Source organism: Actinocatenispora rupis, from assembly GCF_016861975.1.
In the GTDB taxonomy this organism is placed as follows: domain Bacteria; phylum Actinomycetota; class Actinomycetes; order Mycobacteriales; family Micromonosporaceae; genus Actinocatenispora; species Actinocatenispora rupis.
In genome coordinates this window covers 25,795-43,081 of record NZ_BOMB01000050.1, presented here as the reverse complement: position 1 = coordinate 43,081, position 17,287 = coordinate 25,795, and the positions used below count along the sequence as shown (strand labels likewise).

Annotated in this window: 17 protein-coding genes; 8 read left to right on the top strand and 9 right to left on the bottom strand. The window is 73.0% G+C overall.

Annotation, left to right across the window (positions count from 1 at the left end):
• The first annotated feature begins 2 nt into the window (after positions 1–2).
• Complete coding sequence (locus Aru02nite_RS34105; RefSeq protein ID WP_203664518.1) at positions 3–1,169, top strand: homogentisate 1,2-dioxygenase; 1,167 nt, start codon at positions 3–5, stop codon at positions 1,167–1,169.
• Positions 1,170–1,210: 41 nt separating this feature from the next.
• Here the strand turns inward: Aru02nite_RS34105 and Aru02nite_RS34100 are convergent, their stop codons facing one another.
• Genes Aru02nite_RS34100 through Aru02nite_RS34085 form a run of 4 tightly spaced genes read right to left on the bottom strand, consistent with a single transcriptional unit; the run spans position 1,211 to position 4,016 of the window.
• Complete coding sequence (locus tag Aru02nite_RS34100) at positions 1,211–2,263, bottom strand: tetratricopeptide repeat protein (RefSeq protein ID WP_203664517.1); 1,053 nt, start codon at positions 2,261–2,263, stop codon at positions 1,211–1,213.
• A gap of 40 nt (positions 2,264–2,303) precedes the next feature.
• Positions 2,304–2,774, bottom strand: coding sequence for a 2-C-methyl-D-erythritol 2,4-cyclodiphosphate synthase (ispF, locus tag Aru02nite_RS34095; protein ID WP_203664516.1), 471 nt, complete (start codon positions 2,772–2,774; stop codon positions 2,304–2,306).
• Positions 2,775–2,778: 4 nt separating this feature from the next.
• Positions 2,779–3,492 (bottom strand): 2-C-methyl-D-erythritol 4-phosphate cytidylyltransferase, encoded by a 714-nt coding sequence (ispD, locus tag Aru02nite_RS34090; protein WP_373325043.1) that lies wholly within the window; start codon positions 3,490–3,492, stop codon positions 2,779–2,781.
• 38 nt (positions 3,493–3,530) lie between these two features.
• Positions 3,531–4,016 carry a CarD family transcriptional regulator gene (locus Aru02nite_RS34085; protein WP_203664513.1) on the bottom strand — a complete coding sequence of 162 codons (486 nt, stop codon included), beginning with the start codon at positions 4,014–4,016 and terminating at the stop codon, positions 3,531–3,533.
• A 307-nt stretch (positions 4,017–4,323) separates the two neighbouring features.
• Between Aru02nite_RS34085 and Aru02nite_RS34080 the strand changes: the two genes are divergently transcribed.
• Positions 4,324–5,073, top strand: a complete 750-nt coding sequence (locus tag Aru02nite_RS34080) for a hypothetical protein (protein ID WP_203664511.1) — start codon at positions 4,324–4,326, stop codon at positions 5,071–5,073.
• Positions 5,074–5,086: 13 nt separating this feature from the next.
• Here Aru02nite_RS34080 and Aru02nite_RS34075 read toward each other — a convergent pair whose 3' ends face one another.
• Together Aru02nite_RS34075 and Aru02nite_RS34070 are read right to left on the bottom strand one after the other, a co-directional pair.
• Positions 5,087–6,109 (bottom strand): type III polyketide synthase, encoded by a 1,023-nt coding sequence (locus tag Aru02nite_RS34075; RefSeq protein ID WP_203664509.1) that lies wholly within the window; start codon positions 6,107–6,109, stop codon positions 5,087–5,089.
• Positions 6,106–6,933, bottom strand: a complete 828-nt coding sequence (locus Aru02nite_RS34070) for a methyltransferase domain-containing protein (RefSeq protein ID WP_203664507.1) — start codon at positions 6,931–6,933, stop codon at positions 6,106–6,108. Before Aru02nite_RS34070 ends, Aru02nite_RS34075 begins: the two co-directional genes overlap by 4 nt.
• A gap of 109 nt (positions 6,934–7,042) precedes the next feature.
• On the opposite strand from Aru02nite_RS34070, the gene Aru02nite_RS34065 reads away from it, so the two are divergent.
• From Aru02nite_RS34065 to Aru02nite_RS34045, 5 genes are all read left to right on the top strand, one after another.
• Positions 7,043–7,864 (top strand): UbiA family prenyltransferase, encoded by an 822-nt coding sequence (locus tag Aru02nite_RS34065; protein ID WP_239077124.1) that lies wholly within the window; start codon positions 7,043–7,045, stop codon positions 7,862–7,864.
• 262 nt (positions 7,865–8,126) lie between these two features.
• The gene (locus Aru02nite_RS34060; protein ID WP_203664505.1) at positions 8,127–8,792 is read left to right on the top strand and encodes a copper chaperone PCu(A)C domain-containing protein; all 666 of its coding nucleotides are present in this window, start codon (positions 8,127–8,129) and stop codon (positions 8,790–8,792) included.
• A 44-nt stretch (positions 8,793–8,836) separates the two neighbouring features.
• A complete protein-coding gene (gene radA / locus Aru02nite_RS34055) occupies positions 8,837–10,270 on the top strand; it encodes a DNA repair protein RadA (protein WP_203664503.1) in 1,434 nt (477 codons plus the stop codon).
• A gap of 279 nt (positions 10,271–10,549) precedes the next feature.
• Positions 10,550–11,626 (top strand): DNA integrity scanning diadenylate cyclase DisA, encoded by a 1,077-nt coding sequence (gene disA / locus Aru02nite_RS34050; RefSeq protein ID WP_203664501.1) that lies wholly within the window; start codon positions 10,550–10,552, stop codon positions 11,624–11,626.
• A 52-nt stretch (positions 11,627–11,678) separates the two neighbouring features.
• On the top strand, positions 11,679–12,047 hold the full coding sequence (locus tag Aru02nite_RS34045; RefSeq protein ID WP_203664500.1) for a hypothetical protein: 369 nt from the start codon (positions 11,679–11,681) through the stop codon (positions 12,045–12,047).
• A 13-nt stretch (positions 12,048–12,060) separates the two neighbouring features.
• On the opposite strand, the gene Aru02nite_RS34040 is transcribed toward Aru02nite_RS34045, so the two are convergent.
• Positions 12,061–12,774: a hypothetical protein gene (locus tag Aru02nite_RS34040; RefSeq protein WP_203664499.1), complete on the bottom strand. Its 714-nt coding sequence runs from the start codon at positions 12,772–12,774 to the stop codon at positions 12,061–12,063.
• Between the two features lie 67 nt (positions 12,775–12,841).
• On the bottom strand, positions 12,842–13,636 hold the full coding sequence (locus Aru02nite_RS34035) for an SDR family oxidoreductase (protein ID WP_203664498.1): 795 nt from the start codon (positions 13,634–13,636) through the stop codon (positions 12,842–12,844).
• Between the two features lie 78 nt (positions 13,637–13,714).
• On the opposite strand from Aru02nite_RS34035, the gene Aru02nite_RS34030 reads away from it, so the two are divergent.
• Complete coding sequence (locus Aru02nite_RS34030; RefSeq protein WP_203664497.1) at positions 13,715–14,596, top strand: HhH-GPD family protein; 882 nt, start codon at positions 13,715–13,717, stop codon at positions 14,594–14,596.
• Between the two features lie 88 nt (positions 14,597–14,684).
• Here the strand turns inward: Aru02nite_RS34030 and Aru02nite_RS34025 are convergent, their stop codons facing one another.
• The gene (locus Aru02nite_RS34025; protein ID WP_203664496.1) at positions 14,685–17,201 is read right to left on the bottom strand and encodes an ATP-dependent Clp protease ATP-binding subunit; all 2,517 of its coding nucleotides are present in this window, start codon (positions 17,199–17,201) and stop codon (positions 14,685–14,687) included.
• Positions 17,202–17,287 lie beyond the last annotated feature (86 nt).

The following is a 17,287-nucleotide window of genomic DNA, read 5'->3' as shown; positions in this document are numbered from 1 at the left end:
CGATGCCGTACTACCGGCGCGTGGGCGAGATCCCACCGAAACGCCACACGCAGTTCCGCCAGCCCGACGGCTCCCTCTACAAGGAGGAGCTGATGGGTCAGGAGGGCTTCTCCAGCGACTCGTCCCTCCTCTACCACCGCTACCCGCCGACGGCCATCCTCGCCGCCGACGCGTACGACGCGCCGTCGTGGAAACGCACGCCGAATCACCCGTTGAAGCCGCGGCACCTGCAGACGCACAAGCTGGACACGACCGGCGCGGACGCGATCCTGGGCCGGCAGCACCTGTTGGCGAACGACGACGTGCGCATCTCGTACGTGGTGGCGGACCGGCCGAGTCCCTTGTACCGCAACGCGATCGGCGACGAGTGCCTGTACGTCGAGGACGGTACGGCGACGGTCGAGACGCAGTTCGGCAGTCTGGACGTGGGTCCGGGTGACTACGTGATCGTGCCGATGTCGGTGATCTACCGGGTGGTCCCGACCGGCGACCGTCCACTGAGGACACTGTCGGTGGAGTCGACGGGCCACATCGGGCCGCCGAAGAAGTACCTGTCGGTGCGGGGCCAGTTCCTGGAGCACTCGCCGTACTGCGAAAGGGATGTGCGCGGTCCGGCGGAGCCGCTGGTGTCGGACGAGACCGAGGTCGAGGTGATCGTGCAGCAGCGCGGCGGCTGGACCCGTTTCGTGTACGCGCACCATCCGTTCGACGCGGTCGGCTGGGACGGTTGCCTGTACCCGTGGGCGTTCTCGATCCACGACTTCGAGCCGATCACGGGGCGGGTGCACCAGCCGCCGCCGGTGCACCAGACGTTCGAGGGCCCGAACTTCGTACTGTGCTCGTTCGTACCGCGCAAGGTGGACTACCACGAGCTGGCGATTCCGGTGCCGTACAACCATCACAACGTCGACTCGGACGAGATGATGTTCTACACGGGCGGCAACTACGAGGCGCGGCGCGGGTCGGGCATCGAGCAGGGTTCGATCTCGTTGCACCCGTCCGGCTTCACGCACGGGCCGCAGCCGGGTGCCGCGGAGCGCGCGATCGGCGTCGAGTTCTTCGACGAACTGGCGGTCATGGTCGACACGTTCCGCCCGTTGGACCTGTGCGAGCCGGGTCTGTCCTGTGAGGACACCAACTACGCCTGGACCTGGAACCGCAAGGCGTGACGTACGTGCCGGCCACGGTCGCACCGTGGCCGGCGCGACGGTCACGTACCGGAGCCGGGCCGGCCGAGGTCGTCGGTGCGCAGCACGAGCGCGGCGAACGCGAACGCGCCCAACAGGATGAGTACGCCGAGGGGCCAGGGGCTGCCGAGCGCGGCGAAGACCAGCATCATCGGCGGTGCGGCGAGGACGCCGACGCAGGCCGCGGCGAGCGGGCGGTCGAGCCGGCCGAGCACCCGCAGCACCGGTACGGGCCCGGTCGGCGGGTGCGCGCGGAACGCGCCGAACAGGACGATGCCGCCGAGGCCGACCGCGCCGGCCACGAACCGTGCGGCGGTCGGGCCGGCCAGCATGGTGAGCGCGACGAGCAGCGGGGCACCCCACGCGTACAGGGCGCCGACGGCGAGGAAGCGGGCCACCCCGGACCGCAGCCCGCGCCGTACGCCGGGCTGTGCGGGGGCGGGGTCGGCCTCGTCGGGCGCGGGCCGGCCACCGGACCGCGACGCCCGCAGCCGCAGTACTGCCGGCGGCGTGTCGTCCGCCGCCCGCGGGTCGAGCCGTACGGCCTCGGCGTGGGCGCGGCGGGCGATGTCGGTGAGGCCGAGGTCGCCGGCCACCGCGGCGAGCACGAGATGGGTCTCCGCCTCGTCGGGCGCCAGCCGTACGGCCTGCCACGCGGCGTCGAGCGTGGCCTGCCCGTTCCGCACCCGCCGTACGATCGCGGCGAAGTGCAGCTGGCGCAGCCACGAGCCGGGGTCCGCGTCGAGCATGGCCCGCGCGACGTCGACGGCCTCCGCCTTGCGTTCCAGCTCGACCAGCGCGTACCCGCACACGGCCTGCCCGAGCAGGTGGTCCGCCCGTACGGCCAACGCGGCACGGGCCGGTACGAGCGCCTGCTCGGCCCGGCCGGCGCGCAGCTCGACCATGCCGAGCGTGGCCAGCGCCTCCGGGTTGTCGGGCGCCAGGCGCAGCGCGTCGCGCAACTCCTCGGCGGCCTCGGCGAAGTGCCCCAGGTCGTCGAGCAGGTCGGCACGCTGGATGTACGTCCGCACCTCGGCGTCGGTCTCCCGGCCGACCTCTTCCGGCTCCCCAGTCACCCCACGAGCGTAACCACGTGACGGCACCCCGACCGGGTGATCACCCGTGTACGAGTGCGGTCGCGATCGCGGCGAGTCCTTCCCCGCGTCCGGTGAACCCGAGTCCGTCGGTGGTCGTGGCGGACAGTGATACGGGTGCGCCGAGCGCGGCGGACAGCGCTTCCTGGCCCTCGGCGCGCCGGGCGCCGATCCGCGGCGACTTCCCGACGAGCTGTACGGCGACGTTGCCGACGGTCAGCCCGGCGGCCCGGACCCGGCGGGCGGTCTCGGCCAGCAGCAGCGCGCCGGCCGCACCGGCCCATTCCGGCTCGGCCACGCCGTAGTTGGAGCCGAGGTCGCCGAGCCCGGCCGCGGACAGTACGGCGTCGCACGCGGCGTGCGCGGCCACGTCACCGTCGGAGTGCCCGGCCAGTCCCGGCTCGCCCGGCCACAGCAGCCCGGCCACCCAGCACTCCCGCGCCGGGTCGTACGCATGAACGTCGGTGCCCAGACCGACCCGTGGAACGATCACCGGCTCAGTCAATCAGGAGCGCCGCGACCCGCAGGTCGAACGGTCGGGTGATCTTCAGCGCGGCCTCCGCGCCGGGCACCGTCAGCACGGTGCCGCCGATCCGCTCGACCAGGCCGGCGTCGTCGGTGGCGGGGGTGATCCCGTCGGCGACCGCGGCGTCGTGCGCGGCGGCCAGTACGTCCCGGCGGAAGCCCTGCGGGGTCTGCACCGAACGCAGCGGCGACCGGTCGACCGTCGCCGTCACCCGCCCGTCGGCGTCGACCCGCTTGACGGTGTCGACGACCGGCAGTACCGGGATCACCGCGTCGTTGCCGTCCCGTACCGCGCCGGCGACCCGGTCCACCAGCTCCGGCGGCGCGAACGCCCGCGCCGCGTCGTGCACCAGCACGATCGAGTACTCCGGGGGGACGTGCGCGAGCGCGAGCGCCACGGACTGTTGCCGCTCGGCACCGCCGACGACGACGCTCAGGTCCACCCCGGTCTCCGCGAGCACCGGGGCGAGCAGCGCGGACACCGACTCCTCGCCACCCGGCGGTACGGCGACGACGACGTGCCCGACGCTCTTCGCCGCCGCGACCCGACGGACCGCGTGCACCAGCAGCGGTACGCCGGCCAGCTCACGCAACGCCTTGGGTACGCCGGGGCCCAGTCGCTCGCCGCGACCCGCAGCAGGCACGAGGACCGCGACGTCACCGCGTGTCGGATTCGACGCGGTCACGTCGCGGCCCTCGTTCATGTGCGTTCGTACTGTGGTGGTCAGGCCTCGGACAGCACCCTGTCGAGCAGGGACTCCGCCTCGTCCTTCGTACTCTTCTCGGCGAGGGCCACCTCGCCGACCAGAATGTCGCGGGCCTTGGCCAGCATCCGCTTCTCGCCCGCGGACAGCCCACGCTCCCGCTCACGGCGCCACAGGTCCCGCACGACCTCCGCGACCTTGAGCGGATTACCCGACGCCAGCTTCTCCAGATTCGCCTTGTACCGCCGCGACCAGTTGGTCGGCTCCTCTGTGTGCGGTGCCCGGAGCACGTCGAAGACCTTGTTCAGGCCCTCCTCGCCAACCACTTCCCGGACTCCGACGATCTCGGCATTTTCCGCAGGAACTCGCACCGTCAGATCGCCCTGTGCGACCTTGAGCACGAGGTACTGCTTCTCCTCGCCCCGGATGGTCCGGGTCTCGATTGCCTCGATGAGTGCGGCCCCGTGGTGGGGGTAAACAACGGTCTCGCCGACACTGAAAGACATAGGTTCGAAACCCCTTTCGCTGTGTCAAGGGTAACACGGCGTACCGGCCGACCGGGAGTCCGCACGCCGCCATAACCGCAGGTCAGGGCCGTGTGAGGAGTCCGACTCAACTTGACAAACGGCTTCTCCGTCTGCTGTGGACAGTCGATACGGACCATCGGTCGCTCAGCAGGTACTCTCTGTGATGTGTCAGCTTCGTCCCGATACGTACGGCGGGCGCGGTCGGGATCCGATCTCTCGCGCCGGAGATCTGGTGCTGGCGCGCAAGGTGAGGGAGAGTGGAACCACAGCGGCCGAGGAGGCAGCGGTGAGCGGTCCACGCGGTGACGACGACGGCGGCCGCAGGTCGCCGGATCCCGACGGCCTGCCCGGCTTCCCGGCCGAGTGGGGCCGGATCGTCATCCCCGACGACGCCGCCGAGCTGGACCACGAAGCCGCGCGAGTACGCCGTGAGCTGCGCCGCGAGGTCCTCTTCCGGCGGTACGGGCTGCGGTCCAGCCAGCGGCTGCACCACCTGGCGCTGCCGCTGATCCTCGTCACGATGGCGATCCTGGTGACCACGACGAGCCTGTTCGCCGCGATGTGGCCGCAGGGCAGCCGTACGGCGACCGGCGACCGGCGGCCGAGCGGTTCGCCCACCGCCGTGCAGACCGGCGCGCCGTTGCCCGACCTCCGGCTCACCGGCGCGACCGGCCACGCCGTCGCTCTGCGTGACACCCATCCGGTCGTCGTACTGCTGGTCCGGCACTGCGCCTGTACCGGGCTGGTGGCCGGCACGGTGCAGGCCGCGGCGCACCGGCGGATCACGGTACTCGTGGTCGGCGCGGGCACCGAACAGCCGGCACTGCCGACCATTCCCACCGGCGCGCACGTGGTGACCGCGGTCGACCCGGACGGCATCCTCGCCAGCGCCGTCGCCGCCGGCGCCCGCGCCACGCCCGCCACCGACACCGGCGGCGCGTTGCTCGTCGACCGTCACGGCACCGTACGGAGCATGGTGCCGTCCACGCGCAGCGCGGCGGACTTCACCGACCGGCTGCCCGCGCTGGTCGCCTGACCCGCGTACCAGGTCAGGCACGGAGCAGGGCGCCGTAGAGCGTCAGGCCGGGACCGAACGCCAACGCCACCACGTACTCGCCGGGCGCGGCCGCGATGCGCTGGAGTACCAGGAGGACCGTGGGTGAGGAGCAGTTGCCGTGGTCGCGGAGGGTGTCGCGGGACGGCGCGAGCGCGGACGGCGGCAGGTCCAGCTCCTTCTGTACGACGTCGAGGATGCGCGGGCCGCCCGGGTGCACCGCCCAGTGCGCGACGTCGGTGCGGTCGAGGCCGTGCCGGTCGAGCAGGGTGGCGACCAGGCCGGGGAGCTGGGTCGCCAGCGAGTCCGGTACCCGGGCGGAGAGGCCCATGCGGAAGCCGAGGTCGGTGACGTCCCAGGTCATCTGGTCGGCGGTGGCCGGGTCGGTGGCCGCGATCACGTCGAGCACCGCGTACCCGGGGGCTTCGGGGCGGACCACGACGGCGGCCGCGGCGTCGGAGAACAGCGCGTGCGACACGACCTGGGACAGGTCCCGGGTGGGCGGCTGGATGTGCAGCGACGTCACCTCGACGCAGAGGAGTACGGCGGGGCGGCGGCGCGCGGTGACGTAGTCGGTGACGGCGCCGAGGGCGGGCAGCGCGGCGTAGCAGCCCATGTGGCCGATGAGCAGCCGGGACACGTCCGGGGCGAAGCCGAGGTCGGCGGCGAGGCGGACGTCGACGCCGGGCGTGGCGTACCCGGTGCAGGTGGCGACGGCGAGCAGGCCGATGTCCGCGGCGGCCAGTCCGGCGTCGGCGAGCGCGGCGGCCACCGCGGTACGGCCGAGCGGCAACGCGGTCTCGACGTACCGGCTCATGCGGGCGCCGGTGCCGAGCGCGGAGATGTCCTCGCGTACCGGGTCGACGGCGGGGTGGCGGCGGGCGACGCCGGAGTGCGCGAAGATCCGGCGCGCGGCGTGCACCTCGCGGTAGTGGCCGGCGAAGAAGCCGTCCCACAGCGCCTCCTGCGACACCGCCGGCGGGTACGCGACGCCGAGGCCGGCGATCACCGGCCTCACCGCCGTACCACCGAATGGTCCACAGTGGACACTCCGGGCGGCGGATCGGGACGGTCGTCGGTGCCGGGCACGGGCACTCGCCTCCCTCGGAACTGGTAGGTCAGCGCGGTGCCCGCGGAGGGCAGCATCGGCACCGGGCCGCGCCCCGTCAGCAGGAACCGCAGGAAGCTCGGTACCGCCGGACGGAGCCCGCGGACGGCCATGCGCAGCCCGTGCCGTACGCCGGCGTCGACCACCAACCGCGGCGGTACGAACAGGTCGGGGTCGTGGATGCCGGGCGGGACGAGGCCGGGGATGCGTTCGCCGATCCGTACGAGGGCGAGGCGGGCGAGGGCGGTCGCGTTGACGGTGTCGCCGACGAGCAGGCCACCGGGGCGCAGCAGCCGGGCCGCCTCGGCCACCACCCGGGCCGGGTCGGTGACGTGCTCCAGCAGTTCGCCGGCGACGACGACGTCGCAGCACCCGTCCGGCAGCGGTACCCGGGTGGCGTCGCCGCGGACCGGGGTGACGCCGTGCGCGGCGGCGATGACCAGTGACGTACCGACCGGGTCGACGCCGACGTGCCGGTAGCCCTTGCCGGCGAGCCACGGGGCGAGCAGGCCGCCGCCGCAGCCCAGGTCGACGAGGACGGCGCCGGGCCGGGTCGCCGGCGGTACGAGCCTCGCGCGCGCCTCGGCGAGCCAGGTCAGCGCCGCGAACGCGCCGTCGGGCCGCCACCACTCCGCCGCGAGCTGCACGTACTGGCCGAGGTCGTTGCGGCGGACCGGGCGCGCCGGGTGCCGCGGTCCGGTCTCCGGACCACCGATCACACCATGTCGGACCATCGGCACCCTCCGAGACTGACACACGGAACGCCGCCGCGTACGGTTCACCGCGCCCCGATCCGCGCGCGCCGGGCCGGGCACCGCCGGGCGGACGGGCAGACTGGGCGGGGTGGGGCGCCTGACGCGCACCGGGTACGCACTGGCCCGGGGCTGCCATCCGGAACCGACGGTCGCGGTCACCGCCGTCGCGACGGTACTGGCCGGTGCGGTCGGCCGGGGCGGTGCCGGCACGGCCGCCGTCGCCGCGGCCGTACTCGCCGGGCAGCTCTCGATCGGCTGGAGCAACGACTGGCTGGACGCCGCGCGCGACACCGCCGCGGGGCGTACGGACAAACCCACGGCGACCGGCGACGTGGCCCCGGCCGTACTCGGGCGGGCGGCGGTGGTGGCCGCGGCCTGCTGCGTACCGCTGTCGTTGCTGTCGGGGTGGCTGGCGGGCACCGTGCACCTGGTCGCGGTGGCCAGCGGCTGGCTGTACAACCGGCCGCTGAAGGGCACGCCGCTGTCGGTAATGCCGTACCTGGTGTCGTTCGCGCTGCTGCCGGCGTTCGTGGTGCTGGGGGTGCCGGCGGTGCCGCCGTGGTGGCTGTGCGCGGCGGGCGCGGCCCTCGGCGGCGGTGCGCACTTCTTCAACACGCTGCCGGACCTGGCCGCCGACCGCGCCACCGGAGTACGCGGGCTGCCGCACCGGCTCGGCGCCGGCCCGAGCTGGCTGGTCGGCGCGTTGCTGCTGCTCACCGCGTCGGGCCTGCTCGCGTACGGCACGCGCGACGCGTGGGGGCTCGCCGGGTTCGCGGTCGCCGCGGTGGCGCTCGCCGTGGGCGCCGCGTACGGCCGACGGCCCGGCTCGCGCGCCACGTTCCGCACCGTCCTGGTCGTCGCCCTCGTCGACGTCGCCCTCCTCGTACTCGCCGGCGCCCGGCTCACCTGACCGCCGACCGACGCGGCCGTACGCGGGGCGAACGACGCCGGCCCGGACGGAACGGACCTCCCGCCCGGAACGCCCGGGATCGGCTCAACAGAGCGGTACGCGCGCCGTCGTGACGAGGGCGGAACGGGTCGCGCGGACCGGCCGGGCGGGGCCCGGGGTACCCGGTGGGGCGGATCGCCCGACCCGGCGCACGGGGTGACCGGGGCGGCATTACGCTGTTCGGTGGCCTGCAGTTGGGCGCCCGTCGAGGAGGATCCGCACCGTGAGCCGCAGTGAAGTTCGGCCATCGTCGTCTCCGGCGCGACTGCGTCGGATCACCCGGCGCGGATCGCTGGCGCTGCTCGCCGGTGCGGGCGCCGTCGCGCTGCTGGCCGGCTGTGGTGCCGGCCAGATCTCCGAGACCGCGAAGATCAAGCCGGCCGTACAGGGCGCCAACGCGACGTCCGCCGACGGCACGATCGCCCTGCGCGACCTGACCGTCGCGTTCCGCGGCGACGCCAACCGGACGTACGCGAAGGGTGAGAACGCGCCGCTCGTCGTGCGCATCGCCAACGCGGGCGAGAACAACGACACGCTGACGTCCGTCGACACGACCGACGCCCAGTCCGTGGTGTACGTCAACAACGCCAGTTCGCCGAGCCCGTCGGGCAGCCCGAAGGGTTCCCCCTCGCCGTCGCCGGCGAACCAGCCGCCCGGACCGGACCGGTTCCAGATCGGCGTTCCGACGCAGGGCCTCGTCGACCTGATCCCGGACCAGGGCCAATTCCTGGAGCTGTTCAACGTGAACCACCCGCTCAACCCGGGCGAGTCGGTGACGCTGGTGTTCCACTTCCAGAAGGCCGGCGCGGTGCCGATCGACGTCCCGGTCGCGCTGCCGGACCAGGTCACCGAGCGCAGCGCCCAGCCGCACGTCGGGAGCGGCGAGTAGCGCGTCCCGGCACGGATGTCGTACCCGGGGCATAGCGTGCGGACGTGACCTCGCGTAGCTCGACCGGCCGCGGCTCGACGGCCAAGGCGGTCCGGACCGTCCGCCCCGCGTACCACTGCGACTCCTGTGGTTACGCCACGCCCAAGTGGGTCGGCCGCTGCCCGGACTGCGGTACCTGGAACTCGGTGGTCGAGACCGCGCCGAGTGCCGGTGGCGCCGTCGCCGCGGCCGTCCCGGCGCTGGCCGCGCGCGCACCGTCCGAGCCGGCCAGCCCCATCGGTACGGTCGACCTGGAGCAGGCGGCGCGCCGCCCGACGGGCGTCGACGAGCTGGACCGGGTGCTCGGCGGTGGCCTGGTGCCGGGCGCGGTGGTGCTGCTCGCCGGCGAGCCGGGCGTGGGCAAGTCGACGCTGCTGCTGGAGGTGGCGCACCGCTGGTGCGCGACCGGCGCCACCGCACCGTCGCTGGTGGTCAGCGGCGAGGAGTCGGCGGCGCAGGTGCGCCTGCGCGCGGAGCGTACGGGTGCGCTGCACGACCGGCTCTACCTCGCCACCGAGACCGACCTGTCCGCCGTGCTCGGCCACATCGACGCGGTCAAGCCGGGCCTGCTCATCCTCGACTCGGTACAGACGATCGCGTCGCCGGAGGTGGACGGCGCGCCGGGCGGCGTCACCCAGGTCCGCGCGGTCACCGCGGCGCTCGTCGCGGTGGCGAAGGAGCGCGGCATCGCCACCGTCCTCGTCGGCCACGTGACGAAGGACGGCGCGATCGCCGGCCCGCGCGTACTGGAGCATCTGGTGGACGTGGTGCTGCACTTCGAGGGCGACCGGCACTCGACGCTGCGGCTGGTGCGGGCGGTGAAGAACCGGTTCGGTGCGGCCGACGAGGTCGGCTGCTTCGAGATGCACGACGGCGGCATCCGCGGCCTGGCCGACCCGTCCGGGCTGTTCCTGTCCCGGCACGCCGATCCGGTGCCGGGCACCTGCGTGACGGTCACGGTGGAGGGGCGCCGGCCGCTGCTGGCCGAGGTACAGGCGCTGGTGGCGCCGTCGGTGATCCCGTCGCCGCGGCGCGCGGTGTCCGGGCTCGACTCGGCGCGCCTGGCCATGGCCCTCGCCGTACTGGAGCGGCGGTGCAAGGTACGGCTGCACGACCGTGAGGTGTTCGCCGCGACTGTCGGCGGGGTGAAGGTGGCGGAGCCGGCGGCGGACCTGGCGGTGGGGTTGGCGGTGGCGTCCGCGGCGCGCGACTTCCCGATCCCGGCGAGCCTGGTGGCGATCGGCGAGGTGGGCCTGGCCGGTGAGGTACGGCCGGTGTCGGCGGTGCCGCGCCGGCTCGCGGAGGCGGCCCGGATGGGTTTCACCCGCGCGCTCATCCCGGCCGGTTGTGGGCCGGCGGCGACGGGTTCGGCGCCACCGAAGGGCCTGACCGTGGTGGAGGTGTCCGACCTGGGCGGCGCGCTGCGCGCGATCGGCTGACCGACGCGGCGCAGGGTCCGCGGCGACGCGGCCGGCGTCGACGGTCGGTGACCGGCTGGCTGGAGTACCGCACCAAGTGGGTGTCGGGTTTCGGACCGGACCCGGGTCTGCTGGGCCGTTCTGGGCGGTGTGTCCACCACCGGCGGCGCGGATGGCCGCGGTTTGTTCACGAAGGGTGATCCGTTGGGCCCGGGGACGGTTGGGGCGGGTCCTAGACTCCATAGACTGTTTTGGCGCGGGGGCCGGACGCCAGCGCGGGAGAGGCGAAGGAGCAGCGAGGTGCCAATCGACCGGGATGATCCGCTGCGGGCGACGCTCGCGCTGATGGCGCCGGGCACCGCACTCCGGGAGGGGCTGGAGCGGATCCTCCGCGGCAACACCGGCGCCCTCATCGTGCTGGGGTACGACCGCGCCGTCGACACGCTGTGCACCGGTGGTTTCCCGCTCGACGTGGAGTTCTCGGCGACGCGGCTGCGCGAGCTGTGCAAGATGGACGGCGCGGTCATCCTGACCAACGACTGTTCCCGGATCGTGCAGGCGGCGGTGCACCTGATGCCGGACCCGTCGATCCCGACGGAGGAGTCCGGCACGCGGCACCGCACCGCGGAGCGGGTCGCCCGGCAGACCGGGTACCCGGTGATCTCGGTGAGCCAGTCGATGCACATCATCAGCCTGTACGTGACGGGGCAGCGGCACGTACTCGACGACTCGGCGGCCATACTGTCGCGCGCGAACCAGGCACTCGCGACGCTGGAGCGGTACAAGGCGCGGCTGGACGAGGTGTCGGGCACGCTGTCCGCGCTGGAGATCGAGGATCTCGTCACCGTGCGCGACGCGATGGCGGTGGTGCAGCGGCTGGAGATGGTGCGCCGGATCGCCGACGAGATCGAGGGGTACGTGATCGAGCTCGGCACCGACGGCCGCCTGCTGGCGTTGCAGCTGGACGAGCTGATGGCCGGGGTGGACGAGGACCGCACGCTGGTCATCCGCGACTATTTCCCGCCGGGGCGTACGCCGCCGGAGGTGCACGAGGTGCTGGCGTTGCTGGACGAGCTGTCCGCGACGGAGCTGCTGGACCTGACGGCGGTGGCGAAGGCGTTGAGCTACCCGCCGACGACCGACGCGCTGGACGCGGCGATCAGCCCGCTCGGCTTCCGGTTGCTGGCGAAGGTGCCGCGGCTACCGGCCGCCGTCGTGGACCGGCTGGTGGACCACTTCGGCGGGCTGCAACGGTTGCTGGGCGCGACGGTCGAGGATCTGCAGGCCGTGGACGGCGTCGGCGACAGCCGCGCGCGTACGGTGCGGGAGGGTCTGTCCCGGCTGGCCGAGGCGTCCATCCTGGAGCGGTACGTCTGACGTCGGTTGTCAGGGCGTGCCCCTAGCGTCGGTCCCGGCGGAAGGGGCACCGATGATCGAGGGCGTACTGGTCGCGGAGAGCCTGCGCGACGGCGGCGTACTGGACGGGTTGCCGTTGCGGCTGACCCGCGTCACCCGGTCCCGTACCGGGAGCGCGACGGCGGCGCAGCCGACCCACTGGACCCTGCTGTACGTGGCGGCGCCGGACGACTGCGCCGAGGCGCTCGCCGCCGCCCTCGCCGGCTGCCTCGCCCCGGAAGGCGGCTGGTACTGCGACTTCGGCACCGGTACGGAGAAGTTCGTGGTCTTCGCCGACCGCGTCTTCCGGTACGCGCGGGGCGACCGGGCGGCGGGTGACCGGGCGCGGGAGTACGCGAGGTCGGTGGGGGTGCCGGGTCCGCAGCTCGACTGGGCCGACTGACCCGGACCGGGCGTCAGGTGAGGGCGAAGCGGGACGGGTCGCTGGCGGCGCCGCCGGCCCGGCCGTGCAGCTCGTAGTCGCCACGCGACAGGGTCGTACGCGTGGAGCAGGTACGGTTCGCGCCGCGGCCGTCCCAGATCAGGTGGAACGTGACCCGTACGCCGGGGTCGAAGCGCCGGACGTCCTTGCCGTGGTTGGGTTTGCAGTAGTCGGAGGACCAGACGCGGTGCCCGTCGTGGGTGATCCACAGTTCCTGCGCGTCGGCGCCGATGTCGCGGGTGCAGGCGTGCGAGGACCCGTTGCCGATGGTCAGGAACAGCGTCGGGTACGACCCGGCCGGGATCCGTTCCGACGCGGTACGCACGGTCACCGACATGTCGTCGTCGGAGCAGCCGGGCGCCGGGCCGGTCGGCCGCGGTACGGGGGCCTGGTCGTCGGGCGGCGGGGTGGACTCGGCCTGCGGCCCGTCGGTGGACAGACCGTCCGGCGGTTCGGAGTGCGTGGGCATCGTGGGGTCGGCGGAGCCGCCGGGGCTGCCGGTCGCGCCACCGTTCGCCGGACCGTGCCCGGCGCCGCCGTGCCCCGGTGTCGGCGAACTCTTCGGCGTGCCGCCCGAATCACCACATGCCCACGCGAGCAGCAGAACCACCACGAGCAGGGCACCGAGCACGATCACCCGACGCCGCCAGTACACGCCTGCCGGGAGCGGGCCGACCGTCATCCGCATAGTGCTGACACGCTAGCGGGACGCCCGGCGCATCACCCGTACGACGCGCCGGATCGATCATGACCGATCAATGGTCGGACCGATTGTCCGATGCCGCAACGCTTCCCCGTGCAACCACCGTCGTACGCAGATGGTCGGCGAACGTCCGGGTGCCGTCCGCGTGCGCCGGCGCCAGGTGGTGCCCGCGCCGGAACGCCGCGGCCGCCGCGCCCGGCACCAGGAACGGCACCGCGAACGTCGGCCGCCGACTCCCCACCGCCCCCAGGTACGCCCGCATCAGGTCCGGTACGCGCTCCACTCGCGGGCCGCCCATGTCCGGCACCCGCCCCGCCGGCTCACCGAGTACGAGGGTGGCCATGCGGTCGGCGACCTCGCCCACGTCGACCGGCTGTACCGCCAGGGTCGGCACCAGCGGCGCGGGCAGCCGCGACATCAGCCGCAGCCCCGTCGCCACCAGATCGTGGAACTGCGTGGTGCGCAGGATCGTCCACGGCGCGCCGGACGTCTCGACCAGCCCCTCCGCGGCCAGCTTCGACCGGTAGTAGCCGAACGGGATGCGGTCCACGCCGACGATCGAGATGTACACGAGGTGCCGGTCGCCCGCCGCCGCCAGCAGGTTCCGCGTCGCGGCCACGTCCCGGTCCGGGTGGCGGTAGTCGGCGGCGGTCGCGCAGTGCGCGACGGCGTCCACGTCGGCCAGCGCGTCCGCCAGCCCCTCGCCCGTCTCCAGATCACCCCGGGCGTACCCGGGGCCGTCGTGGGCGCTCCGGCTCAGTACCACCACGTCGGCCCGTTCGCGCAGCCGCGCCGTCAACGCGCCGCCCAACACCCCGGTCCCGCCGGTCACCAGAATCCTCGTCATACCCACTAGACCGTACGCAGCCGCCGAACGTGACACGCCCGTTCGGCCGGGGCCGCCCCGTGGCAGGATGATCCGACGATGACGTCACCCGAGGAACGACTCGCCGCCCTCGTCAGCGAGTGGTACACCGAACACGCCCGGGACCTGCCGTGGCGCGCGCCCGGCGTGTCCGCGTGGGCGGTGCTGGTCAGCGAGGTGATGCTCCAGCAGACCCCCGTCAACCGGGTACTCCCGGTCTGGCGCGAGTGGCTGTCCCGCTGGCCGCACCCGCAGGACCTGGCGGCGGAGCCGGCCGCCGAGGTGATCCGCGCGTGGGGCCGGCTCGGCTACCCGCGGCGGGCGCTGCGCCTGCACGAGTGCGCCCGCGCGCTGGTCGAGCGGCACGACGGCGTCGTACCGCGGGACGTGGACGCGCTGCTCGCGCTGCCGGGCATCGGGTCGTACACGGCGCGCGCCGTCGCGGTCTTCTCGTACGGTGACCGGCATCCGGTCGTCGACACCAACGTACGGCGGTTCGTGGCGCGGGCGGTGGCCGGCGACGCCGACGCCGGCCCGCCGCGCGCCACCGCCGACCTGGCCGCCGTCGAGGCGCTGCTGCCGGCGGACCGTACCGCCGCGGCGGTGGCGTCGATCGCGTTCATGGAACTGGGCGCGCTGATCTGCACCGCCCGCGGCCCGCGCTGCGCCGACTGCCCCGTGTACGCCGAGTGCGGCTGGCAGCGCGCCGGCCGCCCCGCCGCCACCGGCCCGGCCCGCAAGGTACAGAAGTTCGCCGGTACCGACCGGCAGGTCCGCGGCCTGATGATGGCCGTACTCCGGGACGCGACCCAGCCCGTACCCCGGGCCGACCTCGACGCCGTCTGGCCCGACGCCACCCAGCGCAGCCGCGCCCTCGCCGGCCTCGTCGACGACGGCCTGGTACACCAGCTCCCCCGCGACCGGTACGCCCTGCCCACCTGAGCCGGGCCGGCGTGGCCGCGCGGTACGACACCCGGACGCACGAACGGGGCCCCGACCATCAGGTCGGGGCCCCGCCGGTGCGTCGTACCTACTCGGAGTCGGCGCTGCCCAGGTTCGCGGGCACCGCGTCCGGCACCTCGGCCGGCTTCGCCGCGCCGCGGAACACCAGCTTCGACTTGTCGATGTCCGCCGGGTCGCCCTCGACGTCCACCACCACGATCTGGCCCGGGGTGATCTCGTTGAACAGGATGCGCTCGGACAGCGCGTCCTCGATCTCCCGCTGGATGGTCCGGCGCAGCGGCCGGGCGCCCAGCACCGGGTCGAAGCCCTTCTTGGCCAGGAACTTCTTCGCGTTCTCGGTCAGTTCGAGACCCATGTCCTTGTTCCGGAGCTGGCTCTCGATCCGGGCGATCATGATGTCCACGATTTCGAGGATGTTCTCCTCGCTGAGCTGGTGGAACACCACCGTGTCGTCGATCCGGTTCAGGAACTCCGGTCGGAAGTGCTTCTTCAGCTCGTCGTTGACCTTCAGCTTCATCCGCTCGTAGTTGCTGTCCGCGTCGTCGGACGACGAGAACCCGAGCGAGACCGCCTTGGCCACGTCCCGCGTACCGAGGTTGGTGGTCAGGATGATCACCGTGTTCTTGAAGTCCACGATGCGACCCTGGCCGTCGGTCAGCCGGCCGTCCTCCAGGATCTGGAGCAGCGTGTTGAAGACGTCCGGGTGGGCCTTCTCGATCTCGTCGAACAGCACCACCGAGAACGGCTTGCGCCGCACCTTCTCCGTCAGCTGGCCACCCTCGTCGTACCCCACGTAGCCGGGGGGCGCACCGACGAGCCGGGACACCGTGTACCGGTCGTGGAACTCGCTCATGTCCAGCTGGATGATCGAGTCCTCGCTGCCGAACAGGAACTCCGCCAGCGCCTTGGACAGCTCGCTCTTACCGACACCGGACGGGCCGGCGAAGATGAACGAACCGGACGGACGCTTCGGGTCCTTCAGGCCGGACCGGGTACGCCGGATGGCCTGGGAGACCGACTTGACCGCCTCTTCCTGGCCGACGACCCGCTTGTGCAGCTCGTCCTCCATGCGCAGCAGCCGGGAGGTCTCCTCCTCGGTCAGCTTGTAGACCGGGATGCCGGTCCAGTTCGCCAGGACCTCGGCGATCTGCTCGTCGTCGACCTCGCTGACGACGTCCAGGTCGCCCGACTTCCACTCCTTCTCGCGCTGCGACTTCTGGTTCAGCAGCTGCTTCTCGGAGTCGCGGAGCTGGGCGGCCCGCTCGAAGTCCTGCGCGTCGATCGCGGACTCCTTGTCCTTCCGCACCTGGGCGATCTTCTCGTCGAAGTCGCGCAGGTCCGGCGGCGCGGTCATCCGGCGGATCCGCATCCGGGCGCCGGCCTCGTCGATCAGGTCGATCGCCTTGTCCGGCAGGTACCGGTCGGAGATGTACCGGTCGGCGAGGGTCGCCGCGGCCACCAGCGCCTTGTCGGTGATCGAGATCCGGTGGTGCGCCTCGTACTTGTCGCGCAGGCCCTTGAGCATCTCGATGGTGTGCGCCAGCGACGGCTCGGCCACCTGGATCGGCTGGAACCGCCGCTCCAGCGCCGCGTCCTTCTCCAGGTACTTCCGGTACTCGTCGAGGGTGGTGGCACCGATGGTCTGCAGCTCGCCGCGGGCCAGCATCGGCTTGAGGATGCTGGCGGCGTCGATCGCGCCCTCGGCGGCACCGGCACCCACCAGGGTGTGGATCTCGTCGATGAACAGGATGATGTCGCCGCGGCTGCGGATCTCCTTGAGCACCTTGCGCAGGCGCTCCTCGAAGTCACCGCGGTAGCGCGACCCGGCGACCAGCGCGCCGAGGTCGAGCGTGTAGAGCTGCTTGTCCTTCAGCGTCTCGGGCACCTCGCCCTTGACGACCTTCTGGGCCAGGCCCTCGACGACGGCGGTCTTGCCGACGCCGGGCTCGCCGATCAGGACGGGGTTGTTCTTGGTGCGGCGGGAGAGGACCTGCATGATCCGCTCGATTTCCTTCTCCCGACCGATGACCGGGTCGAGCTTGGCCTCCCGGGCCGCCTGCGTCAGGTTGCGGCCGAACTGGTCGAGGACCAGCGAGGTCGACGGGGTGGCCTCGCTGGCGCCGGCGCCGGCCGGCTCCTTGCCACCCTGGTATCCGGACAGCAGCTGGATGACCTGCTGGCGCACCCGGTTGAGGTCGGCGCCGAGCTTGACCAGGACCTGGGCGGCGACACCCTCGCCCTCGCGGATCAGCCCGAGCAGGATGTGCTCGGTGCCGATGTAGTTGTGCCCGAGCTGGAGGGCCTCGCGCAGCGACAGCTCCAGGACCTTCTTGGCCCGCGGCGTGAACGGGATGTGCCCGCTCGGCGCCTGCTGCCCCTGCCCGATGATCTCCTCGACCTGCTGGCGGACCCCTTCGAGGGAGATGCCGAGGCTCTCCAGCGCCTTGGCCGCGACGCCCTCACCCTCGTGGATGAGCCCGAGCAGGATGTGCTCGGTACCGATGTAGTTGTGGTTGAGCATCCGGGCCTCTTCTTGGGCCAGGACGACAACACGCCGGGCGCGGTCGGTGAACCTCTCGAACATTCCTTCGTGCTCCTCACGTGCTCGTGTCCCTGTTGCGACCCTCGGCCACCCCGGGAGACGACCGCCACGTCGTGAACACCAGCGCG

Excerpts from the sequence above, each read along its gene's own strand:
- Aru02nite_RS34085 (WP_203664513.1), bottom strand. The coding sequence starts at position 4,016 with ATGTCTTTCAGTGTCGGCGAGACCGTTGTTTACCCCCACCACGGGGCC.
- Aru02nite_RS34035 (WP_203664498.1), bottom strand. The coding sequence starts at position 13,636 with ATGACGAGGATTCTGGTGACCGGCGGGACCGGGGTGTTGGGCGGCGCG.
- Aru02nite_RS34040 (WP_203664499.1), bottom strand. The coding sequence starts at position 12,774 with ATGCGGATGACGGTCGGCCCGCTCCCGGCAGGCGTGTACTGGCGGCGT.
- Aru02nite_RS34105 (WP_203664518.1), top strand. The coding sequence starts at position 3 with ATGCCGTACTACCGGCGCGTGGGCGAGATCCCACCGAAACGCCACACG.
- Aru02nite_RS34070 (WP_203664507.1), bottom strand. The coding sequence starts at position 6,933 with ATGGTCCGACATGGTGTGATCGGTGGTCCGGAGACCGGACCGCGGCAC.
- Aru02nite_RS34030 (WP_203664497.1), top strand. The coding sequence starts at position 13,715 with ATGACGTCACCCGAGGAACGACTCGCCGCCCTCGTCAGCGAGTGGTAC.
- Aru02nite_RS34025 (WP_203664496.1), bottom strand. The coding sequence starts at position 17,201 with ATGTTCGAGAGGTTCACCGACCGCGCCCGGCGTGTTGTCGTCCTGGCC.
- Aru02nite_RS34045 (WP_203664500.1), top strand. The coding sequence starts at position 11,679 with ATGATCGAGGGCGTACTGGTCGCGGAGAGCCTGCGCGACGGCGGCGTA.